Origin of the sequence: Streptomyces sp. NPDC052396 (assembly GCF_044593195.1) — a bacterium.
GTDB lineage: Bacteria > Actinomycetota > Actinomycetes > Streptomycetales > Streptomycetaceae > Streptomyces.
This window is the reverse complement of record NZ_JBIUAW010000001.1, coordinates 588,310-606,220: the sequence shown is the minus strand read 5'-3', so window position 1 is coordinate 606,220 and position 17,911 is coordinate 588,310. Positions and strand designations below refer to the sequence as shown.

Annotated in this window: 17 protein-coding genes and 1 pseudogene; 8 read left to right on the top strand and 10 right to left on the bottom strand. The window is 71.5% G+C overall.

Annotated features, from left to right (window positions below; all coding sequences use genetic code 11):
* The first annotated feature begins 5 nt into the window (after positions 1–5).
* Together ACIHFE_RS02995 and ACIHFE_RS02990 are read left to right on the top strand one after the other, a co-directional pair.
* Positions 6–1,073 (top strand): LacI family DNA-binding transcriptional regulator, encoded by a 1,068-nt coding sequence (locus ACIHFE_RS02995; RefSeq protein WP_400103934.1) that lies wholly within the window; start codon positions 6–8, stop codon positions 1,071–1,073.
* A 42-nt stretch (positions 1,074–1,115) separates the two neighbouring features.
* A complete protein-coding gene (locus ACIHFE_RS02990; protein WP_400103932.1) occupies positions 1,116–1,985 on the top strand; it encodes a phosphatase PAP2 family protein in 870 nt (289 codons plus the stop codon).
* Between the two features lie 12 nt (positions 1,986–1,997).
* Here the strand turns inward: ACIHFE_RS02990 and ACIHFE_RS02985 are convergent, their stop codons facing one another.
* Both ACIHFE_RS02985 and ACIHFE_RS02980 read right to left on the bottom strand, forming a co-directional pair.
* The gene (locus ACIHFE_RS02985) at positions 1,998–5,006 is read right to left on the bottom strand and encodes a bifunctional [glutamine synthetase] adenylyltransferase/[glutamine synthetase]-adenylyl-L-tyrosine phosphorylase (RefSeq protein ID WP_400103930.1); all 3,009 of its coding nucleotides are present in this window, start codon (positions 5,004–5,006) and stop codon (positions 1,998–2,000) included.
* 127 nt (positions 5,007–5,133) lie between these two features.
* Positions 5,134–5,529 (bottom strand): annotated as a pseudogene (locus ACIHFE_RS02980) (Uma2 family endonuclease); the annotation flags it as partial.
* A 517-nt stretch (positions 5,530–6,046) separates the two neighbouring features.
* On the opposite strand from ACIHFE_RS02980, the gene ACIHFE_RS02975 reads away from it, so the two are divergent.
* Positions 6,047–6,424 (top strand): hypothetical protein, encoded by a 378-nt coding sequence (locus ACIHFE_RS02975; protein ID WP_400103928.1) that lies wholly within the window; start codon positions 6,047–6,049, stop codon positions 6,422–6,424.
* 13 nt (positions 6,425–6,437) lie between these two features.
* Here the strand turns inward: ACIHFE_RS02975 and ACIHFE_RS02970 are convergent, their stop codons facing one another.
* Complete coding sequence (locus ACIHFE_RS02970; protein ID WP_400103926.1) at positions 6,438–7,214, bottom strand: amidohydrolase family protein; 777 nt, start codon at positions 7,212–7,214, stop codon at positions 6,438–6,440.
* Positions 7,215–7,320: 106 nt separating this feature from the next.
* Between ACIHFE_RS02970 and ACIHFE_RS02965 the strand changes: the two genes are divergently transcribed.
* The 4 genes from ACIHFE_RS02965 to ACIHFE_RS02950 all read left to right on the top strand — a co-directional run bounded on the left by ACIHFE_RS02965 (position 7,321) and on the right by ACIHFE_RS02950 (position 9,715).
* The gene (locus tag ACIHFE_RS02965) at positions 7,321–7,683 is read left to right on the top strand and encodes a MerR family transcriptional regulator (RefSeq protein WP_400103924.1); all 363 of its coding nucleotides are present in this window, start codon (positions 7,321–7,323) and stop codon (positions 7,681–7,683) included.
* Positions 7,684–7,861: 178 nt separating this feature from the next.
* Positions 7,862–8,719 carry a helix-turn-helix domain-containing protein gene (locus ACIHFE_RS02960; protein WP_400103922.1) on the top strand — a complete coding sequence of 286 codons (858 nt, stop codon included), beginning with the start codon at positions 7,862–7,864 and terminating at the stop codon, positions 8,717–8,719.
* Positions 8,716–8,940, top strand: coding sequence for a DUF397 domain-containing protein (locus ACIHFE_RS02955; protein WP_400103919.1), 225 nt, complete (start codon positions 8,716–8,718; stop codon positions 8,938–8,940). Before ACIHFE_RS02960 ends, ACIHFE_RS02955 begins: the two co-directional genes overlap by 4 nt.
* A gap of 109 nt (positions 8,941–9,049) precedes the next feature.
* Complete coding sequence (locus tag ACIHFE_RS02950; RefSeq protein ID WP_400103917.1) at positions 9,050–9,715, top strand: hypothetical protein; 666 nt, start codon at positions 9,050–9,052, stop codon at positions 9,713–9,715.
* Positions 9,716–9,802: 87 nt separating this feature from the next.
* Here the strand turns inward: ACIHFE_RS02950 and ACIHFE_RS02945 are convergent, their stop codons facing one another.
* The 3 genes from ACIHFE_RS02945 to ACIHFE_RS02935 all read right to left on the bottom strand — a co-directional run bounded on the left by ACIHFE_RS02945 (position 9,803) and on the right by ACIHFE_RS02935 (position 12,682).
* Positions 9,803–10,561, bottom strand: coding sequence for a dienelactone hydrolase family protein (locus ACIHFE_RS02945; RefSeq protein WP_400103915.1), 759 nt, complete (start codon positions 10,559–10,561; stop codon positions 9,803–9,805).
* 129 nt (positions 10,562–10,690) lie between these two features.
* Positions 10,691–12,052, bottom strand: coding sequence for a type I glutamate--ammonia ligase (gene glnA, locus ACIHFE_RS02940; RefSeq protein WP_400103913.1), 1,362 nt, complete (start codon positions 12,050–12,052; stop codon positions 10,691–10,693).
* A gap of 285 nt (positions 12,053–12,337) precedes the next feature.
* Positions 12,338–12,682 carry a MerR family transcriptional regulator gene (locus ACIHFE_RS02935; protein WP_400103911.1) on the bottom strand — a complete coding sequence of 115 codons (345 nt, stop codon included), beginning with the start codon at positions 12,680–12,682 and terminating at the stop codon, positions 12,338–12,340.
* Between the two features lie 82 nt (positions 12,683–12,764).
* On the opposite strand from ACIHFE_RS02935, the gene ACIHFE_RS02930 reads away from it, so the two are divergent.
* Entirely contained in the window at positions 12,765–13,247 is a 483-nt protein-coding gene (locus ACIHFE_RS02930) for a nitroreductase/quinone reductase family protein (RefSeq protein ID WP_400103909.1), read from the top strand.
* A 175-nt stretch (positions 13,248–13,422) separates the two neighbouring features.
* On the opposite strand, the gene ACIHFE_RS02925 is transcribed toward ACIHFE_RS02930, so the two are convergent.
* From ACIHFE_RS02925 to ACIHFE_RS02910, 4 genes are all read right to left on the bottom strand, one after another.
* A complete protein-coding gene (locus tag ACIHFE_RS02925; protein WP_400103907.1) occupies positions 13,423–14,619 on the bottom strand; it encodes a glycosyltransferase in 1,197 nt (398 codons plus the stop codon).
* Entirely contained in the window at positions 14,616–15,392 is a 777-nt protein-coding gene (locus ACIHFE_RS02920) for a MerR family transcriptional regulator (protein WP_400103904.1), read from the bottom strand. The genes ACIHFE_RS02925 and ACIHFE_RS02920 overlap by 4 nt, the downstream gene beginning before the upstream one ends.
* A gap of 79 nt (positions 15,393–15,471) precedes the next feature.
* Positions 15,472–16,344: an alpha/beta fold hydrolase gene (locus tag ACIHFE_RS02915; protein ID WP_400103902.1), complete on the bottom strand. Its 873-nt coding sequence runs from the start codon at positions 16,342–16,344 to the stop codon at positions 15,472–15,474.
* 30 nt (positions 16,345–16,374) lie between these two features.
* On the bottom strand, positions 16,375–17,847 hold the full coding sequence (locus tag ACIHFE_RS02910; RefSeq protein WP_400103900.1) for an APC family permease: 1,473 nt from the start codon (positions 17,845–17,847) through the stop codon (positions 16,375–16,377).
* Positions 17,848–17,911: the final 64 nt, after the last annotated feature.

The following is a 17,911-nucleotide window of genomic DNA, read 5'->3' as shown; positions in this document are numbered from 1 at the left end:
CTCCCGTGACCGCCCGGCTAGCCGATATCGCAGCCCAGGCGGGTGTCAGCGAAGCGACCGTCAGCCGCGTCCTCAACGGCAAGCCGGGGGTGGCGGATGCCACCCGCCACCTGGTGCTGGCCGCGCTGGATGTGCTGGGGTACGAACGGCCGGTCCGGCTGCGCCAGCGCAGCGCCGGACTGGTCGGGCTGATCACCCCCGAGCTGGAGAACCCCATATTCCCGGCCTTCGCCCAGGTGATGGGCCAGGCCCTGACCAGACAGGGCTATACGCCCGTCCTCGCCACCCAGACCCCGGGCGGCTCCACCGAGGACGAGCTCACCGAGATGCTGGTCGACCGGGGCGTGGCCGGGATCCTCTTTGTCTCCGGCCTGCACGCCGACACCTCCGCCGATATGCAGCGCTATGCCCGGCTGCGTGCCCAGGGCGTGCCCTTTGTGCTGATCAACGGCTTCTCCGACCAGGTCAAGGCGCCCTTTGTCTCCCCCGACGACCGGGCGGCCATGCGCCTGGCCGTCACCCATTTGGCCGCACTGGGCCACCGGAGCATCGGCCTGGCCCTCGGCCCCCGGCGCTATGTCCCCGTGCAGCGCAAGATCGAGGGCTTCCTCGCCGCCATGAAGGACCAGCTCGATACGGGCAAAGCGACCGCGGGGCAACTGATCGAGCACTCACTGTTCACTCTGGAGGGTGGTCAGGCGGCGGCCGCCGCGCTCCTGGACCGGGGCTGTACGGCGGTGGTCTGCGCCAGCGACATGATGGCGCTGGGGGTCATCCGGGAGGCCCGCCGACGGGGACTGGAGGTCCCCCGGGACGTCTCCGTCGTGGGCTTCGACGACTCGCCCCTCATAGCCTTCACCGACCCCCCGCTGACCACGATCCGCCAGCCCGTGCAGGCCATGGGGCAGGCCGCGGTGCGGGCACTGCTGGAGGAGATGGGCGGCGAGACCGCCGCCCATGGCGAGTTTGTCTTCCTCCCCGAATTGGTGGTTCGCGGTTCAACCGCCTCGGCCCCCAAGGGCGTACCGGCGGCGGCCGCGAATCCGGCCGAAAGCCATCAAGCCCCTACGTAGAGACAATCTGCGGGCGTCCGCCATCTGGCACACTCTGGGCCTATGGGTGAAGCGACAGCAAGGACCCTGCACGACCGGACGGCCGCTCCGTCACCCAGCGAGGACCACGCGGACAGGCCGCCCACCCGCCGGTCCGTGCTCCGGAGACCACATGCGCCACGGCGGCCGCGGCTGTGGTTCGAGATCCTGCTCATCGCGGTCAGCTACTGGGTCTACTCCCTTGTGCGCAACGCCGTTCCGGAGCAGCAGGACGCGGCGCTGCGCAACGCCGGCTGGATCTGGCAGGCGGAGCGGACCCTGCACATCGCCGTGGAGCACAGCGTCAACCAGGCCATGAACTCGGTGACCTGGCTGATCGTGGGGATGAACTACTACTACGCCACACTGCACTTCGTGCTCACCATCGGCGTGCTGGTCTGGCTCTACCGCTGGCATCCCGGCCGCTATGCGGCGGCCCGGCTGGCCCTGTTCGCCACCACCGGTGTGGCACTGATCGGTTACTACCTGTACCCGCTGGCCCCGCCTCGGCTGATGGACGGGGTGGGCTTTATCGACACGGTGACGGTGCACCACACCTGGGGATCGATGGCCTCCGGCAACCTGGCGGACGTCTCCAACCAGTACGCGGCGATGCCGTCCATGCACATCGGCTGGTCCACCTGGTGCGGCATCACCATCGCCACCCTGGCCAGGCCGCTGTGGGTACGGGTGCTGGGGATGCTCTATCCCGCGCTGACCCTGCTGGTGATCGTGTCCACCGCCAACCATTTCTGGCTGGACGCGGTGGGCGGCCTGCTCTGCCTGGCCTTCGGCTTCACCCTGTCCCACTTCTGGTACGGGGCCTTCCCGTTCCGGCTGTCCCGGCAGGTGAGCAGCCGGCCGGTGGCGGTCCGTGCGAACGCGCCCCGCTAGGGGCGCGGGGACCTACCTCCCATAGAACCGCTCTTCCACCACACCCCGCGCCCGCCGCGTAACGCGCCGGTAGTCGTCCAGCATGTCGCCGACATGCCCGGGCTCATACCCGAGATACCGCCCCACCGCGGCCAACTCCCGCGGATCGCCCGGAAACGTGTCGCCGGCCCGGCCGCGTACCAGCATCACCGCGTTGCGCACGCTGGTCGCCAGTACCCATGCCTCGTCCAGGGTCCGGGCCTCGTCCGCCGGGATCAGCCCGGCCGCGCAGGCCGCCGTCAGTGCCCGGCGGGTCCGGGTGGTCCGCAGCCCCGGCACTTCCCACCCGTGCCGCAGCTGCAACAGCTGGACCGTCCACTCCACATCGGACAGCCCGCCGCGCCCCAGCTTGGTGTGGGTGGTGGGGTCGGCCCCGCGCGGCAGCCGTTCGCTCTCCATCCGGGCCTTCAGCCGCCGGATCTCGCGCACCGCGTCCTCGCCCGGCCCGCCGGCCGGATAGCGCAGCGGATCGACCAGCTCCATAAAGCGGCGGCCCAACTCCTCGTTCCCGGCGACCGGTTCGGCCCGCAGCAGCGCCTGGCTCTCCCACACCAGCGACCAGCGCCGGTAGTAGGCGGCGTACGACCCCAGGCTCCGTACCAGCGGCCCCGACTTCCCCTCCGGCCGCAGATCCGCGTCGATCAGCAACGGCGGGTCGGTGGTGGGAAGTTGCAGCAGCCGCCGCATCTCATTGGCCACCGCGAACGCCGCCTTGGCGGCCTCCTGCTCGTCCACGCCCTCCCTGGGCTCATGGACGAACAGCACATCGGCGTCCGATCCATAGCCCTGTTCCCGGCCGCCGAACCGCCCCATTCCGATCACCGCGAACCGGGTGGGCAGGGTCTCGCCCCACTGGGCCCGTACCGCGGCCCGCAACGCCCCCGCGATGGCCGCCGCGTTGAGATCGGAGACGGCCTGGCCCACCGCGTCCACCCGGGCGCCGAAGTCCCGTTCGCCATTGCCGGTGGTGTACGCCCCGATGATGTCCGCCGCACAGGTACGGAACAGCTCCCGCCGGCGCACCCCGCGCACCGCGACCACGGCGGCCTCCGCGTCCCCGGCCCGGCCCACCGCGGCCAGCGTCTCCTGCTCCAGCGCCTGCCGGTCCCGGGGCCGCAGCCCCTCCTCGGCGCCCAGCAGCGCCACCGCCTCCGGCGCCCGCAGCAGCAGGTCCGGCGCCAGCCGGCCGGCCGACAGCACCCGGGCCAGGTTCTCCGCCGCCGCCCCCTCGTCCCGCAGCAGCCGCAGATACCAGGGCGTCTTGCCCAGTGCGTCGGACACCTTGTGGAAGTTGAGCAGCCCCGCGTCCGGATCCGCCGAATCCGCGAACCACCCCAACAGCACCGGCAGCAAGGTCCGTTGAATGGCCGCCTTCCGCGTCACCCCCGAGGCCAGCGCCTCCAGGTGCCGCAGCGCGGCCGCCGGGTCCGCGTACCCCAGCGCCTGGAGCCGCTGCCCCGCCGCCTTGGGGCTCAGCCGGATCTCCCCCGGCTCCAGCTGCGCCACCGCGTCCAGCAGCGGCCGGTAGAACAGCTTCTCGTGCAGCCGCCGCACCTCCCGCGCGTGCCGCCGCCACTCCTTGCCCAGTTCGGCGACCGGTTCGGTACGGAACCCCAGCGATCTGCCCAGCCGGCGTAGTTCGTCCGCCGCCTCCGGCATCAGATGGGTGCGGCGCAGCCGGTGCAGCTGGATCCGGTGCTCCATGGTGCGCAGGAACCGGTACGCGGCGTCCAGCGCCGCCGCGTCCGCCCGCCCCACATACCCGCCCGAGGCCAGCGCCGCCAGCGCGGCCAGTGTGCCGCCCGCGCGCAGGGTGGCATCGCTCCGCCCGTGCACCAACTGCAGTAGCTGCACCGCGAATTCCACATCGCGCAGCCCGCCCGGCCCCAGCTTGAGCTCCCGCTCCACATGGGCGACCGGAATGGAGGCGATCACCGTCCGGCGCATCTGCTGGACGTCCGCCACAAAGTTCTCCCGCTCCGCGGCCTGCCACACCAACGGTGTCACGGCCTCCACATAGCGCCGCCCCAGCTCCTGGTCGCCGGCCACCGGCCGGGCCTTGAGCAGCGCCTGGAACTCCCAGGTCTTGGCCCAGCGTTCGTAGTAGGCGAGGTGACTGGCCAGGGTGCGCACCAGGGGGCCGTTGCGCCCCTCCGGGCGGAGGTTGGCGTCCACCGGCCAGATGGTGCCCTCCGGCGTCACATCCGAACACACCCGCATCATCCGCGAGGCCAGCCGGGTGGCGGCCCGCAGCGCCGACGCCTCCTCCGCGCCCCCGTTGGCCTCCGCCACAAAGATCACGTCCACATCGGAGACGTAATTGAGCTCCTGGCCCCCGCACTTGCCCATGCCGATCACGGCCAGCCGGCAGACCGCCGCGTCATCCGGGTGCTCCCCGGCGGCGATCGCCAGCGCCGCGCGCAGGGTGGCGGTGGCCAGGTCGGCCAGCTCCGCGGCGGTCTCGGCGATGTCGATCGTCCCCGTGACATCCCGGGCCGCGATCGTCAGCAGACAGCGCCGGTAGGCGGCGCGCAGCGCGTCACTGGGCACCAGCCCGCGCTCCCGCCCCAGGGCCGCGCCCTCGGCCAGGGCCCGTTCGAAGTCCGCCGTACCCGGGTGCAGATCGTTCTGCTCAAAGGCGATCAGCGCCCGCCAGTCCCCCGGGTGCCGCGTCAGGTGGTCACCCAGCGCCTCCGAGGCACCGAGCACCCCCAGCAGCCGGTCCCGCAGCGGCTTGGCCGACACCAGGGTGTCCACCAGCGCCCGCCGCCCGTCCGCCGGCAGCACATCCAGCAGCCGGACCAGCCCGCGCAGCGCGAGATCGGGATCGGCGGTGGCGCCGAGCGCCTCCAGCAGTACCGGATCGTCCCCTACGGCCCCCAGCCCCTCGGCCCCGAGCAGCCGCTCGGCCGCCGTGAGATCGGCGAACCCGTACCGCACCAGCCGGGTGAAGGTACTGCTCCTGCGTCCCGGCACCGTCATTCCGCCGCCTCCAGGCTGACCATGTCCGATCAAGGGCTTCGGGGGACCAGCCTATCCGGGACCGGGGCTGGCGGTAGCGGGGCAGGTCGCCGGTGTGGATGCGCCACTCACCGATGGCGACGTCCTCGCCGTGGACGAAGTCCGTTCTGCTCGCATAACGGGGGCGGCCGGACGGGCCCTGGCGGACGCGGGAGAAGACGGCACCCTCGCCATGGCGCGGGTCGAAGACCGCGTAGACCGGGACACCGAGCAGCGCATAGTCCCGTACCTTGCCGGTCCAGTCGTTGTCCGGGCCGGCGACGGACACCACCTCGACGACGGCGAGGAGGCTGCGCGGGTCGAAGGTTCCCTGGCCCTCCATGTCCGACTCGGCGATGACGATGACATCCGGGCAGCGCAGCACGCCCTCGCGCGCGTTCTCCACATCGGGCGCCCCGGCATGGGCCACCAGTCCGCCCGGGATGACCTGCTCCAGGCGGCGGCTGACGCGATACGCCGTCAGCTCGTGGGGCCCCTGCGGCATGCGCAGATCGTGAACGATCCCTTCCTTGGTGATCTCCAACGTGCCGGGCACGCTGTCCCGCACCCGCTCCACGGCGGCTCGCATCAGCGTGTAGCGGCTGCGGCGGAGGGCCTCGCGGTCGGCGCGGTCGGGAGCGATCGCCATAGCGCTCGTTCACTCCTCTCGTTCAACAGCCGGGCCGGCGGGCGACTTGCCGGGCTCACGGTAGAGGCGGTGTGCACGGACTGTTCCTTCCTCGGCCCGCTGGCTGCTGCGCGTCGCGTACTCAAGGACCACATTCTCGTCCAATGCGGCGGACACGGACTCCACCCAGGCCCCGGCCGCCCGCTGAAGCGACCACAAGGCGCCCGCCAGAGCGATGTCGTTGTAGCAGCGGGCCCTCGAACCCACAGCCCCGGCAAGGGTTTCCGTACCGTCGCGCTCCCCAAAGTTCCATGGGATCCCATCCCATCGATCAGCCCGCCGACGGCTACGAGCCCTAAGCTGGCCGCAGGGAATTGGGAGGGAAACAGCGGCGATGCCGGAATTGAACAACACAGCCGGGCCCAACCGGCGGACGGGGAGCGGGCTCTGGGCCCCCGCCCTGGCCAACCTCGCCCTCGGCGTGCCCGCCTTGCCACCCCTCTACCTCGCCTGGTGGCTGCTGACCGAGTATCTGCCGATGGACTGCCGCAGCGTGGCGGACCTGCCCGGGGCAGCCAACTGCGACTACACCACGCTCGATCACGCGCCCGTGATGATGTTCCTGCTGGCGGTGACCGGGCTGCCGATGCTCGCCCTGGTGTACCTCGTGGATGTGCACCTCCCGCCGCGGCGCGGCCGCCGCCCGGGCGTCTGGCTCGGTGCGGCCGCGCTGATCCCGGCCCCCTTCGCGACGGCTCTGGCGCTGGCCTGACGGCAGGGGTGCCTCACAGCCCGAGCAACTCGGCGAAGGTCCCGCCCAGGACCCGGTCGCGCAACTCCCCGGGCCGGGTGACGCGTTCCACGGTCATCCGGGCCAGCGCCGGGTCGCCGTAGGGCGCGTCGGAGCCGAACATCGTCCGCTCCGGCACCTCGTGGATCGCCAGCTTCACCGCGAAGATGATGTTGGCCGTCGACAGTTCCAGGAACACATTCGGGGTCTCCCGGGCCAGCTCGATGGCGGACAGCCAGTGCGCGCCGCCGAGTTGGCTGATCACCAGGGGGACGGACGGGTAGCGGCGGGCCAGCCCGGCCAGGGTCGCCAGGTCGGCCTCGGTGGTCGGCGCGGCCCCGTGCACCACCACCGGCAGCGCGCCATGGTCGGCGGCCGCCCGCAGCACCGGCTCGATCCCGGCCGCCTGCCCGGGCGGCGGCGTCAGCTCACCGATCCCCCGGAACCCCCGCCCGGCCACATCCCGTGCCACCGCCAGCTCGATCTCCTCGGCCGGCACATCGAGCCGGACCGAGCGGAAGCCGATGAACCGGTCCGGGTGCGCGGCGATCGCCTCGTCCAGCTCCCGCCATGCGGCCCGGTGGCCATCGGCGTCCCCGCCCAGCGCCCCGGCCAGTACGCCCATCTCACGGCGGAGCGAGGCCAGGTCCTGGGCCCGCTCCGGGTGCGGACGGGTGGCGAACAGCACCGCCCGGTCCACCCCCGCCTCGTCCAGCAGCGCGAGGTGCGTGTGCAGGGGGTCGTGGACATGGCTGTGGGCGTCGATGATCATTGGTCTCTCCTGGCGGCGACGTGGAATGCGGCTGCCTGACCAGTGTCGAACCCTGACACTGTGACAAGGTCAAATTCATTGAGTTCACGGGGGAGCGAGAGCAGCCATGCTCATAGGGCAACTGGCCGAACGGACCGGCACCAGCGAGCGGCAGCTCCGCTACTACGAGCGGACCGGGCTGCTCGCCTCGACCCGGCGGGCCAACGGCTACCGCGACTACGACGAGACCGCCGAGGAGACGGTCGCCCGCATCCGCGCCCTGCTGGCCGCGGGCCTGCCGACCAAGGTGATCCGGCAGGTCCTGCCGTGCGCCCTCGGCGATGGCTCCCTGCACCCCTGCCCCGGCGTGGTGAACTCCCTCCGCACCCAGCTGACCCTCCTCGACGAACGCGCCGACGAACTGGCCCGTGCGCGGCGGACGTTGCGGGACGCCATCGCATACGCCGAGGGAGTTGTGGGCGGGAGCTGATTCCACGGCTTCACGGCTTTCGCCACCCGGCGTGCGGCGGCGTCCCTAGGCTTGCCACCGGCGGGCGCCGTTGTTGTACGGCACCTGTCCCGAGGGGGGGTCCGCGCTGTCCTGGCTGTCCACCGTGACGTACCGGTGGCCTACGGCGTTGGGGACGGGCACTGGGAGGTGGACGCGCATGAGCGCTGCGGAGCAGGGTGTTGACGAGCCGGGGTGGGAGCTCGACCCGGACGACGAGTCGGTGGTGATGGTCGCGGCGGTCGGCCGCCAGCTACGGCTCTGGCGGGAGGCGGCGGGGCTGCGGCCTGCGGAGTTGGGGGCGGCGATCGGGTATAGCGAGGCGCTGGTTTACAAGGTGGAGCAGGGTAAGCGCATTGCGCAGCCTGAGTTCTTGGACAGGGTCGACGAAGCGTTGGGGGCAGGCGGCAAACTCGCGGCGATGAAGAAGGACCTCACGCAGGCGCGGTTCCCGAAGAAGGTCCGGGACCTGGCGAAGCTGGAGCAAGAGGCAGTTGAGGTAGGGGCATACAACAACTCGGTCATCGACGGGCTCCTACAGACCGAGGCGTACGCCCGAGCGGTGTTCGGCAGCCGTCGCCCCTCATTCCCTGAAGGCGAGGTGGAGCGTCGCTTGGCCGCACGGATGGCTCGCCAGGAGATCATGGACGGCTCGGCGGCACGGCCCACCTTCAGCTACGTGCAGTGCGAGGCTACGCTACGCCGTCGCGTTGGAGGCAGAATGGTGATGCGGAGGCAGCTCGAACACCTGCTGCAGGTCGGAGAGTTGTGGAACGTAGACCTGCAAGTCCTGCCCCTGTGCAGCGAGGAGAACTCCGGCCTGGATGGCCCGTTCCGACTGCTGAAGCTCAAGGACGGCACGGCCGTCGGGATGGACGCGGTACAGCTCACGAGTCGTGTGATCACCGACCACAAGGAGCTCCAAATCCTGGACTCACGCTATGGGATCATCCGGGCGCAGGCTCTCGCGCCACGAGAGTCTCTGGCCTTTATCGAGAACGTGCTAGGAGAGACATGATGCTCAAGCCCTCGCCCGGTACCGCCTCTGGGCCAGAGTGGATAAAGAGCAGCTACAGCGCGGCTGACGACCCCGCGTGCGTCGAGGTCGCCGCCGCCCCAAGCACCATCCGCGTCCGCGACTCCAAGAACCCCCAAGGCCCCCAACTAACCTTCCCCACCGCCCCCTGGGCCACCTTCACCCAAGCCCTGCCGGGCGCAGCCCATCGCCTGTGCCCCTGAAGGGGCGGCTCCCCACCGGCGGTTGGGCCCAGTGGCATGAGTTCACCATCGCCGCCCGGCGGACGGATAAACGACTGGCGCTCACGGCCCTCGTTGGTAGGTTCTCGCCATGTCGCCAACACGCCTCACCAGTACCCCCGTCACCCCCGACGACCTGGAAGAAGTCGTTCGCCTGGCAGTCGCCGTCTGCCGCGCCGCGCCCGCCGGTGCCTGGTCGCGGCCGGCCGGGGAGCTGGAGTGGGACTGCTGGGAAACCGTCGGGCACCTCGCCGACGACATGTTCTGCTACGCCCTGCAACTGGCCCCTCCCGCACCGCCGTTGGACGGCCATGTACCCACCGTGCTGAGCCGGCTGCGCCCCGGCGGCCCCAAGGAGACGGTGCACGCCGAGCGGGACGCCGGCCCGGACGGGCTGATCCAGGTCCTTGAGGGGTGTACGGGGCTGCTGGCCGCCGTGGCGCGCACCAAGTCGCCGGAAACCCGGGCGCATCACTGCCATGGGATTTCGGACCCCGAGGGCTTCACCGCCATGGGCATCGTGGAGGCCCTGGTGCATATGTATGACGTGGCCAAGGGGCTTGGGGCGGCCTGGGAGCCGCCCCTGGACATCTGCGGGCGCGTGATGGCCCGGCTGTTCCGGGACGTGGCCATCGGCGAGGAGGGCGCCTGGCAGGCCCTGCTCTGGGCGACGGGCCGTATCGAACTGCCCGGCAGGCCGCGCCGGACCTCCTGGCGGTGGAACGGGACCCCGGAGGGCACGGACGACGGGGCCTGAACCGGTCCTGCCGGGCGGACCCGGACCGGCGCCGGGCGGGGCCCGGCGCCCCCGCCCGGAAACTCCGCGCGGCTCCCGGCGCACCGGTCAGAGCGTGCGGGCGAAGAGGTCCAGCAGCGCCGTCCAGTGGCGTTCGGCGCCCTCGGGCTGGTACTCGGCGGTGTCGGCCTGGGTGAAACCGTGCGGGGCGCCGGGGTACACCTCGCACCGGTGGCGTACGCCCGCCTCGGTGAGGGCCTTCTCCAGGCGGTCCATCTGCTCGGGCGGCATCGAGGGGTCCTGGTCGGCGTGGCCGAAGTACAGCTCGGCGGTGATCCGGTCGGCCAGCAGGTGCGGGCTGTCCGGCTCGGTGGTGGCCAGGTGCCCGCCGTGGAAGCCGGCCGCCGCGGCGACCCGGTCCGGGTAGGTGCCGGCGGTGCGCAGGGTCAGGTAGGCGCCCATGCAGTAGCCGGTGACACCGACCGGCCCGTCCGCGGCCTGCGGAGCGTCGGCCAGCCAGCGCAGATAGGCATCGGCGTCACGCATCGCCCCGTCCGTCTTCAGGACGGCCCCCATCATGGGCCAGATCTTCTTGAAGAGTTCTTCGCGATGCTCCGAGCCGATGAAGTCGGGCAGGTCGAGCACCGGTGCCCGCCCATGGCGGTAGAAGACATTGGGCATCAGGACGGTGTAGCCGGCCGAGGCCAGCCGGTCGGCCATCTTCTTCAGGTGCGGGCGCACCCCGAAGGCGTCCATGTAGAGCAGGACGGCGGGGTACGGGCCGTCCCCCTCGGGGTGTGCCAGGTAGGCGTCGGCGGCGCCGTCCGGCGTGGGAATGTCCACCATCGTTCCATGCACCGTGGTCATGTGTGTGCCCTCTCCCCATTCACGAATGAACTGACCGAGCTTTCAAGATCGTAGTGAGCCTACGCCCGGCAGCCTCATTCGCGCTCGTCGGACCAGCGGCCCAACTCCCCTTTCCGGCGGGCGAAAAGGTCAGAGCACCGGCAGCATCTTCCGCAGCTCGAAGGCCGTCACCTCGGAGCGGTATTCCTCCCACTCCTGCTTCTTGTTGCGCAGGAAGAAGTCGAAGACATGCTCGCCCAGCGTCTCGGCGACCAGCTCACTGCGTTCCATCAGCTCGATCGCCTCGCCCAGGTTCTGCGGCAGCGGTTCGATGCCCATCGCCCGGCGCTCGGCGTCCGAGAGGGCCCAGACGTCGTCATCGGCGCCCGCCGGGAGTTCATAGCCCTCCTCGATGCCCTTGAGGCCGGCCGCGAGAAGCACCGCGTATGTCAGGTACGGGTTGGCGCCCGAGTCGATCGAGCGGACCTCGACGCGGGTGGATCCGGTCTTGCCGGGCTTGTACATCGGCACCCGGATGAGCGCGGAGCGGTTGTTGTGGCCCCAGCAGATGTAGGACGGCGCCTCGCCGCCCGCGCCGGCGGTGCGCTTGGAGCCGCCCCAGATGCGCTTGTAGGAGTTGACCCACTGGTTGGTGACGGCCGAGGTCTCCGCGGCATGGCGGAGCAGGCCGGCGATGAACGAGCGTCCCACCTTGGAGAGTTGGTACTCGGCGCCGGACTCATGGAACGCGTTGCGATCGCCCTCGAAGAGGGAGAGGTGGGTGTGCATGCCGGAGCCGGGGAACTCGGAGAACGGCTTGGGCATAAAGGTGGCGTGTACGCCCTGTTCCAGGGCGACCTGCTTCATCACCACGCGGAAGGTCATGATGTTGTCCGCGGTGGAGAGGGCGTCGGCGTAGCGCAGGTCGATCTCCTGCTGGCCGGGGGCGCCCTCATGGTGGCTGAACTCCACCGAGATGCCCATGGATTCGAGCATGGTGATGGCCTGGCGGCGGAAGTCCATGCCGATGTTGGTGGGGGTGTGGTCGAAGTAGCCGGAGGAGTCGGCGGGCACCGGCCGGGTGCCGTCCACCGGCTTGTCCTTGAGCAGGAAGAACTCGATCTCGGGGTGGGTGTAGAAGGTGAAGCCGAGGTCGGAGGTCTTGGCCAGGATGCGCTTGAGGACATAGCGCGGGTCGGCGTACGAGGGGGAGCCGTCCGGCATCAGGATGTCGCAGAACATCCGGGCGGTGCCGGGGGTCTCGGCGCGCCAGGGCAGGATCTGGAAGGTGCCGGGGTCCGGCTTGGCGATCATGTCGGACTCATAGACCCGGGCGAAGCCCTCGATGGCGGAGCCGTCGAAGCCGATGCCCTCGTCGAAGGCCTGCTCCAGCTCGGCGGGGGCGACGGCCACGGACTTGAGGTAGCCCAGCACATCGGTGAACCACAGCCGCACAAACCGGATGTCGCGCTCTTCGAGCGTGCGGAGCACGAACTCCTGCTGCTTATCCATGGCTACCTATCCTCGCAGGTCAGACGGCTCGGGTCACCGGGTGCGGGCGGGACTGGGACCTTGAGTATCACGTCCGCGCGTTACCGAGGGGTTTCCGGCCGGTAGCACCGTCCCTCAGCCCCCTCCTGCATCGTACTTACGGGCGAGGGGCGCGTGCCGCTCGCACTCCCGTATGAGCGGTGGCGCACGGGGTGCGCTTTACTCTTTCTTTACGTTGGCGGGGTCGCCGAGTGCGGCGCCGTTCGCCCGCCCGCCGCAGGCGGAAAACAGCGCCGCACCCGGCACTCAGTCGCCCGCGGCGGCCAGGATCGCCGCCAGCGAACCACGACTCGCCCGCATCTCGGCCATCCGCCGGTCCATCTCCCGCAACTGCTCGCGCAGTTGACCACTCACACAAGGATGAACCACCATCCCGTCCCCCTCGATGCACGGCAGCACCTCCCGGATCACCCGGGTCGGCAGCCCCGCCTCCAGCAGCATCCGGATGCGGCGGACGGTCAGCGGCGCGTCCCCGGCATAGACGCGGTGCCCGCCGGGCGTACGCCGGGGAACCAGCAGCCCCTGCTCCTCGTAGTAGCGCAGCAGCCGGACGCCGACCCCGGTGGCCCCGGCCAGCTCACCGATCCGCATGGTGATCCCCTTCACATCCGCTCGCATCCGCTTGAAGCTCACATCGGTGTGAGCTTCTAGCGTCCCTCGTATGACAACTCGCATGACAACGCAGACAACGAACCACACCTCGACCGTCATGACCGCGATCAACGCCAACCCCTTCAATCTGCGGGTCATCGAGGAGTTCCGCGCCAACGGGGGCAGAGTCGGCGGCGAGTTCCACGGCAAGCCGCTGCTGCTGCTCACCACTCGGGGCGCGCGCAGCGGCCGTCCGCGCACCACGCCCCTGGTCCACCTGCCGACCGGGGACGGCCGGTGGACCGTATTCGCCCTCAACGGCGGCGCCCCGGTAGCCCCCGCCTGGTACCACAACTTCCGCGCCCACCCGGAGGAGTTGCATATAGAGCTGGGGGGCGAGACCTTCCCGGTCCGGGCCTCGGAGGTCATCGAGGAGGCGGAGTACGAGGAGCTGTGGCGCCGCCAGATCGCCGCCGAGCCGAAGTTCGCGGACTTCCGGGCCCGGGCGGCGGGGCGACGGGTGCCGGTGCTGACCCTGGAGCGAGCCGGCGGTAACGGTGCGTAGCCTGGCTGGGCTCGCCAGTGGGTGGCTGCGCGCCATCGGCGTCCGCGGACCGTTCGCCGCCAATGGCACCTGATCTCCCACGAGTTGCGCAACCCGGCCCGGGGGACGGTAACGGGCGGCGCGTGGGTGGGGAGAACCCGTCGAAGGCGGGAAACGGCGCCGCACCCGAACCCCGTCACCAGCCCTCCAACACCCCCACCACCTCCCCCGCCCCGTCCTCACCCGCCAGCAAAGCCGCCGCAGCGGAAGCACCCCGCCCAAAAGACCGCTCCTCGGTCACCCGCCCAAGAGCCGCCGCCAGCCGTTCCCCCGTCAGCTCCGCGAACGGAATCGCCGGCGTCGCCGCTCCCAGCGCCGCCAACCGCGCCGCCCAGAACGGCTGGTCGGCGGTGACCGGCACCGGGACGGACGGGATCCCCGCCCGCAGGGCGGCGGCCGCCGTACCCGCACCCGCGTGGTGCACGGCCGCGACGCACCGGGGAAGCAGCAGCTCATGGGGAAGGTCCCCCACCGTCAGCACATCGTCCCCGCCGGCGGCCAGCCCCGCGCTGCCCGCCTGCAGAACCCCCCGCAGCCCCGCCCTCCGCAGCGCGGACACGGCCAGCTCGCCCAGCCGTTCCCCCTCGCCGGCGGCCATGCTGCCGAAGCCCACGAACACCGGCGGCGGACCGGCCGCCAGGAACTCCGCCACCTCCGGCGGAAGTTCACCGGCCCGGTGCGGCCACCAGTTGCCCACCACGGTCAGGCCGGGCCGCCAGTCGCGCGGCCGGGGCACCAGCACGGAGCTGAAGCCGTGCAGCACCGGCCAGTCGGCCGCCTCCAGCCGCCGCCGGGCGGCGCCCGGTGCGAGCGGCGGCAGCTCCAGGGAGCGGCGCAGCTCATGGATGGCACCGGCGAACAGCCGGTCCACCACCCGCAGCGAGAGGCGCCCGGCGGCCCGGTTGCCCAGGCGTCCCAGGGAGCGGGGGGCGCCCACGGTGGGCGGGAAGTCCCCGGTGGGGGCGGTGGGCTGGAGGTAGACGCCAAGGGTGCGGACCCCGGTGGCCTCGGCCAGGTGCCAGCCGAAGGGGGCCGTGCTGGTGGACAGCAGCAGCGCCTCGGTGTCCTCGGGGACGGCCCGGGGCAGCCCGGCGGCCAGCTCCCGGCCGAACGCGGCTGCCGCACGGGCCAGTTGCCGCCGGTCGCCCACCGGCCCGGTACGGGCGTTGCCGGGCAGGGAACGGAAGCACAGCCCCGCGTCCCGCACCAGCGGGGCGAAGGAGTCATGCGTGGCCAGGGTGACCTGATGGCCGGCCGCCCGCAGCCGGGCCCCCAGCCCCGTGTACGGGGCGATGTCACCGCGCGAGCCCGCGGCCGTGATGGTCACCCTCATCGGGCCACCGCCCGCTCCGCGTTGGCCCGCACCGCACGGTGCAGATACCCGGCCAGCCCGGGCCGCTGCTGGGACGGCGGCACCAGCAGCGCGAAGGCCCGGGCATCGGTGGCGAAGTCCTCGGCGATGCGCAGATGCATCTCGTACGGGCAGGGGGTGAACCAGCGGGCGATGTGCTGCCGGTGCCGCTCGGCGAGCTCCATGGCCCGTACCCCGTCGGCCGGTTCGCCGGCGTCGAAGGCGGCGCGGAGCTCCTCCCGCCAGTCGGCGGCCTCGGCCATCAGCCGCTGCCAGTCCTCCTTGCTGTGCGCGGCGGCGCTGGCCATGGACCGCTGATGGCCCTCGCTGTGCCGCCACTTGAGGTCCGCCTCGGTGGCATAGCTGAGGTCGAAGCCGATCTCGCCGAAGACCTCGAAGCGTTCCCCCGGGGTGAGCCGGACGCCGGTGCGTTCCACCTCCATGGCCCGTTCGGCGACCTCGACCAGGCGTCGCAGCCTGGCGATCTGTGCGCTGAGCTGTTTGTGGCGGGCGCGCAGCTGGTCCAGGGCGCTGGCCCCGGGGTCGTCCAGGATGGCGGCGATCTCGTCGAGGGAGAAGCCGAGTTCCCGGTAGAAGAGGATCTGCTGGAGGCGGGCCAGGTCGGCGTCGGTGTAGAGCCGGTAGCCGGCCGGGCTGCGCTCGCTGGGGCTGAGCAGTCCGGTCCGGTCGTAGTGGTGCAGGGTGCGTACCGTGACGCCGGCGAAACCCGACAACTGGCCGACGGTGTGGCTCATGGCGTTCCTTTCGTCCGCCGGTCACCTTGCCGCCTGACGTCGGGTGAGGGTCAAGCGGGGTGGAACGGACCCGCCGGCTTCAGTGCCGGGGCTGCCGTACCGCCAGCACCGCCGCCGCGATGGCCTGCGGTCGGTCGTACATCAGCAGGTGCCCGGCGGGGGCGACGGCCTCGAAGCGGCCGTCCAGCCGTTCGGCGAGCGCCCGTTGGCGTTCCAGCCAGCGGCGTTCCAGCCAGGAGCCGGTGCCGGGCGAGGCGGCCAGCACGGTGACGGGGACCGGCGGCAGCGGGTGCTCGGCGCGCAGCCGCTCCAGTTCGGCGGCCACATCGCGGTAGCGGGCGTTCTCCATCAGCACCGCGCGCACCACCCGGCCGGTGCCATAGGTGCGGCGCACCAGCTCCTCGGGGGCCGGGTCGTGGCGGCCCAGCGAGGAGGCGCGGACGGTCAGCCGGCGCAGCGCCGGGCCGATGGCCCGGGGCAGTCCGGCGGCGGCCAGCACCCGGCCGCGGGCGCGGGCGGCGGCGTGCCGCAGTTCACCGCCGGGCAGCGGGCGGGCGTTGTCCTCGACGCTGCCGTCGGCCAGCACCAGTCCGGCGGTGCGCTCGGGGTGGAGCCGGGCGAATGCCTCGGCGTGGAAGCCGGCCAGTGAGTGGCCGACCACGGTGGCCGGTCCGGTCAGGCCCAGCGCGTCCAGCACCCCGGCGATCCGGTGGGCCTCGCCGGCGGCGCTGGGCGGCTCCTCGGCGGGGGCGCTGAAGCCGAGGCCGGGGCGGTCGAAGCGGACCACGGTGCGGTGCGGGGTGAGCAGCGGAACCACCGGTTCCCAGTCGAACCAGCCCATGCCCAGCCCGCCGCTGAGCACACACACCGGCCCGGCGCCCTGGCGCACCACATGCAGTGGCACTCCGCCGACGCGCAGCATGTGTCCTGGTGGGCGGTGTTCGGATCGCATCCCGGTGGCTCCCCTTCGGTTGGCGCAACGCTAGTCCAAGGCGGCGCCTTCCCGTTCCGCCCCTTCCTCGCCCAGGGCCCAGTGCGGTTTGCGGAACCTCAGGAAGGCGAGCGGGGCGAGGAAGCCCAGGGTGAGCAGTCCGCCGCCGACGATCAGCAGGTAGCGCCACAGCGGCTGGCCGCCGAACTGCTCGGGCGGTATGAAGCCGATGCACAGGGCGGCCAGCGAGGCGGCGAACCCGGTGCCGGCGACCAGACGGACGGCGGGCACCCGGAAGCCACGCGGCTGCCCGGGGCGCAGGGTGCGCAGCCGCACCACGGCGGCGAACATCAGCAGATAGACCACCAGGTAGATCTGCGCGGTGACCACGGAGAAGATCCAGTAGGCGCTGGAGACATCGGGGATCACCGCGTAGAGCAGGGCGATCAGGGTGGTGAGCACGCCCTGGGCGACCATGATGTTGCGCTGGACGCCGTGCTTGTTGAGCCGTTGCAGCACCGGCGGCAGATAGCCCTCCTGCCGGGCGACCAGCAGCAGTCCCCGGGACGGTCCGGCCAGCCAGGTGAGCATCCCGCCGAGCGCGGCGGCGACCAGCAGCACACCGACCACCTTGGTCAGCCAGCCGATGTGGAAGTGGTCGAAGAAGCCCTGGAACGCCTGCATCACTCCGGCGGTGAGGCTGAGGTCCTTGCCGGGCATCACCCAGCTGATGGCCAGCGCGGGCAGGATGAAGATCAGCAGCACCAGGGCGGTGGCAGTGAACACGGCGCGGGGGAAGTCCCGTTCGGGCCTGCGCAGCGCGGAGACATGCACACCGTTCATCTCCATTCCCGCGTAGGAGAGGAAGTTGCCCACGATCAGCACCAGCGAGGAGATGCCGGTCCAGGGCGGCAGCAGGTGGCCGGTGTCCATCGGCGCGGCCGGGTGGTTGCCCTGGCCGAGGAAGAGCAGGCCGAGGACGACCAGCACCACTCCGGGTATCAGGGTGCCGATCACCAGCCCGATCCCGGCCAGTCCGGCCACCGCCCGGGTGCCGCGGGCCGAAATCAGCACGCCCGCCCAGTAGATGACCACGATCACCAGGGCGACATAGAGGCCGTTGTCCGCCAGCGAGGGGTCCACGACATAGGCGAAGGTGCCGGCCACATAGGCGAGCAGGCTGGGGTAGTAGGCGATGGTCATGGCGAACTGGCACCAGACGGCCAGGAATCCCAGCCGCTTGGACAGGCCCTCGCTGACCCAGCGGTAGATCCCGCCGGGCCAGCCGGAGGCCAGTTCGGCGGAGACCAGGGCGGTGGGCAGCAGGAAGACCACGGCGGGCAGCAGGTAGAGGAAGACCGCCGCCAGTCCGTAAAGGGCCATGGAGGGGGCGGGGCGCAGATTGGCCACCGAGGCGGTGGTCATCAGGGCCAGACCGGCCCAGGAGATGAACCGCGGGCGGGGGTGGGTGTCGGGCGTGCTGATGGAGGGACATTCGTCCCGGGCCTTTTCCTTGAGGGGCATGAGCGGGAGGAGCGTCCTTCGGGCCGAGCGTTTATACGTTTCGCCCCATCATCGGCCCTTGGGC

Bases quoted from the DNA above. Each gene is read 5' to 3' on its own strand.
- ACIHFE_RS02990 (WP_400103932.1), top strand. From the start codon at position 1,116: ATGGGTGAAGCGACAGCAAGGACCCTGCACGACCGGACGGCCGCTCCG.
- ACIHFE_RS02975 (WP_400103928.1), top strand. From the start codon at position 6,047: ATGCCGGAATTGAACAACACAGCCGGGCCCAACCGGCGGACGGGGAGC.
- ACIHFE_RS02960 (WP_400103922.1), top strand. From the start codon at position 7,862: ATGAGCGCTGCGGAGCAGGGTGTTGACGAGCCGGGGTGGGAGCTCGAC.
- ACIHFE_RS02965 (WP_400103924.1), top strand. From the start codon at position 7,321: ATGCTCATAGGGCAACTGGCCGAACGGACCGGCACCAGCGAGCGGCAG.
- ACIHFE_RS02920 (WP_400103904.1), bottom strand. From the start codon at position 15,392: ATGAGCCACACCGTCGGCCAGTTGTCGGGTTTCGCCGGCGTCACGGTA.
- ACIHFE_RS02970 (WP_400103926.1), bottom strand. From the start codon at position 7,214: ATGATCATCGACGCCCACAGCCATGTCCACGACCCCCTGCACACGCAC.
- ACIHFE_RS02950 (WP_400103917.1), top strand. From the start codon at position 9,050: ATGTCGCCAACACGCCTCACCAGTACCCCCGTCACCCCCGACGACCTG.
- ACIHFE_RS02925 (WP_400103907.1), bottom strand. From the start codon at position 14,619: ATGAGGGTGACCATCACGGCCGCGGGCTCGCGCGGTGACATCGCCCCG.
- ACIHFE_RS02985 (WP_400103930.1), bottom strand. From the start codon at position 5,006: ATGACGGTGCCGGGACGCAGGAGCAGTACCTTCACCCGGCTGGTGCGG.
- ACIHFE_RS02935 (WP_400103911.1), bottom strand. From the start codon at position 12,682: ATGCGGATCGGTGAGCTGGCCGGGGCCACCGGGGTCGGCGTCCGGCTG.
- glnA (WP_400103913.1), bottom strand. From the start codon at position 12,052: ATGGATAAGCAGCAGGAGTTCGTGCTCCGCACGCTCGAAGAGCGCGAC.
- ACIHFE_RS02910 (WP_400103900.1), bottom strand. From the start codon at position 17,847: ATGCCCCTCAAGGAAAAGGCCCGGGACGAATGTCCCTCCATCAGCACG.
- ACIHFE_RS02915 (WP_400103902.1), bottom strand. From the start codon at position 16,344: ATGCGATCCGAACACCGCCCACCAGGACACATGCTGCGCGTCGGCGGA.
- ACIHFE_RS02945 (WP_400103915.1), bottom strand. From the start codon at position 10,561: ATGACCACGGTGCATGGAACGATGGTGGACATTCCCACGCCGGACGGC.
- ACIHFE_RS02955 (WP_400103919.1), top strand. From the start codon at position 8,716: ATGATGCTCAAGCCCTCGCCCGGTACCGCCTCTGGGCCAGAGTGGATA.
- ACIHFE_RS02930 (WP_400103909.1), top strand. From the start codon at position 12,765: ATGACAACGCAGACAACGAACCACACCTCGACCGTCATGACCGCGATC.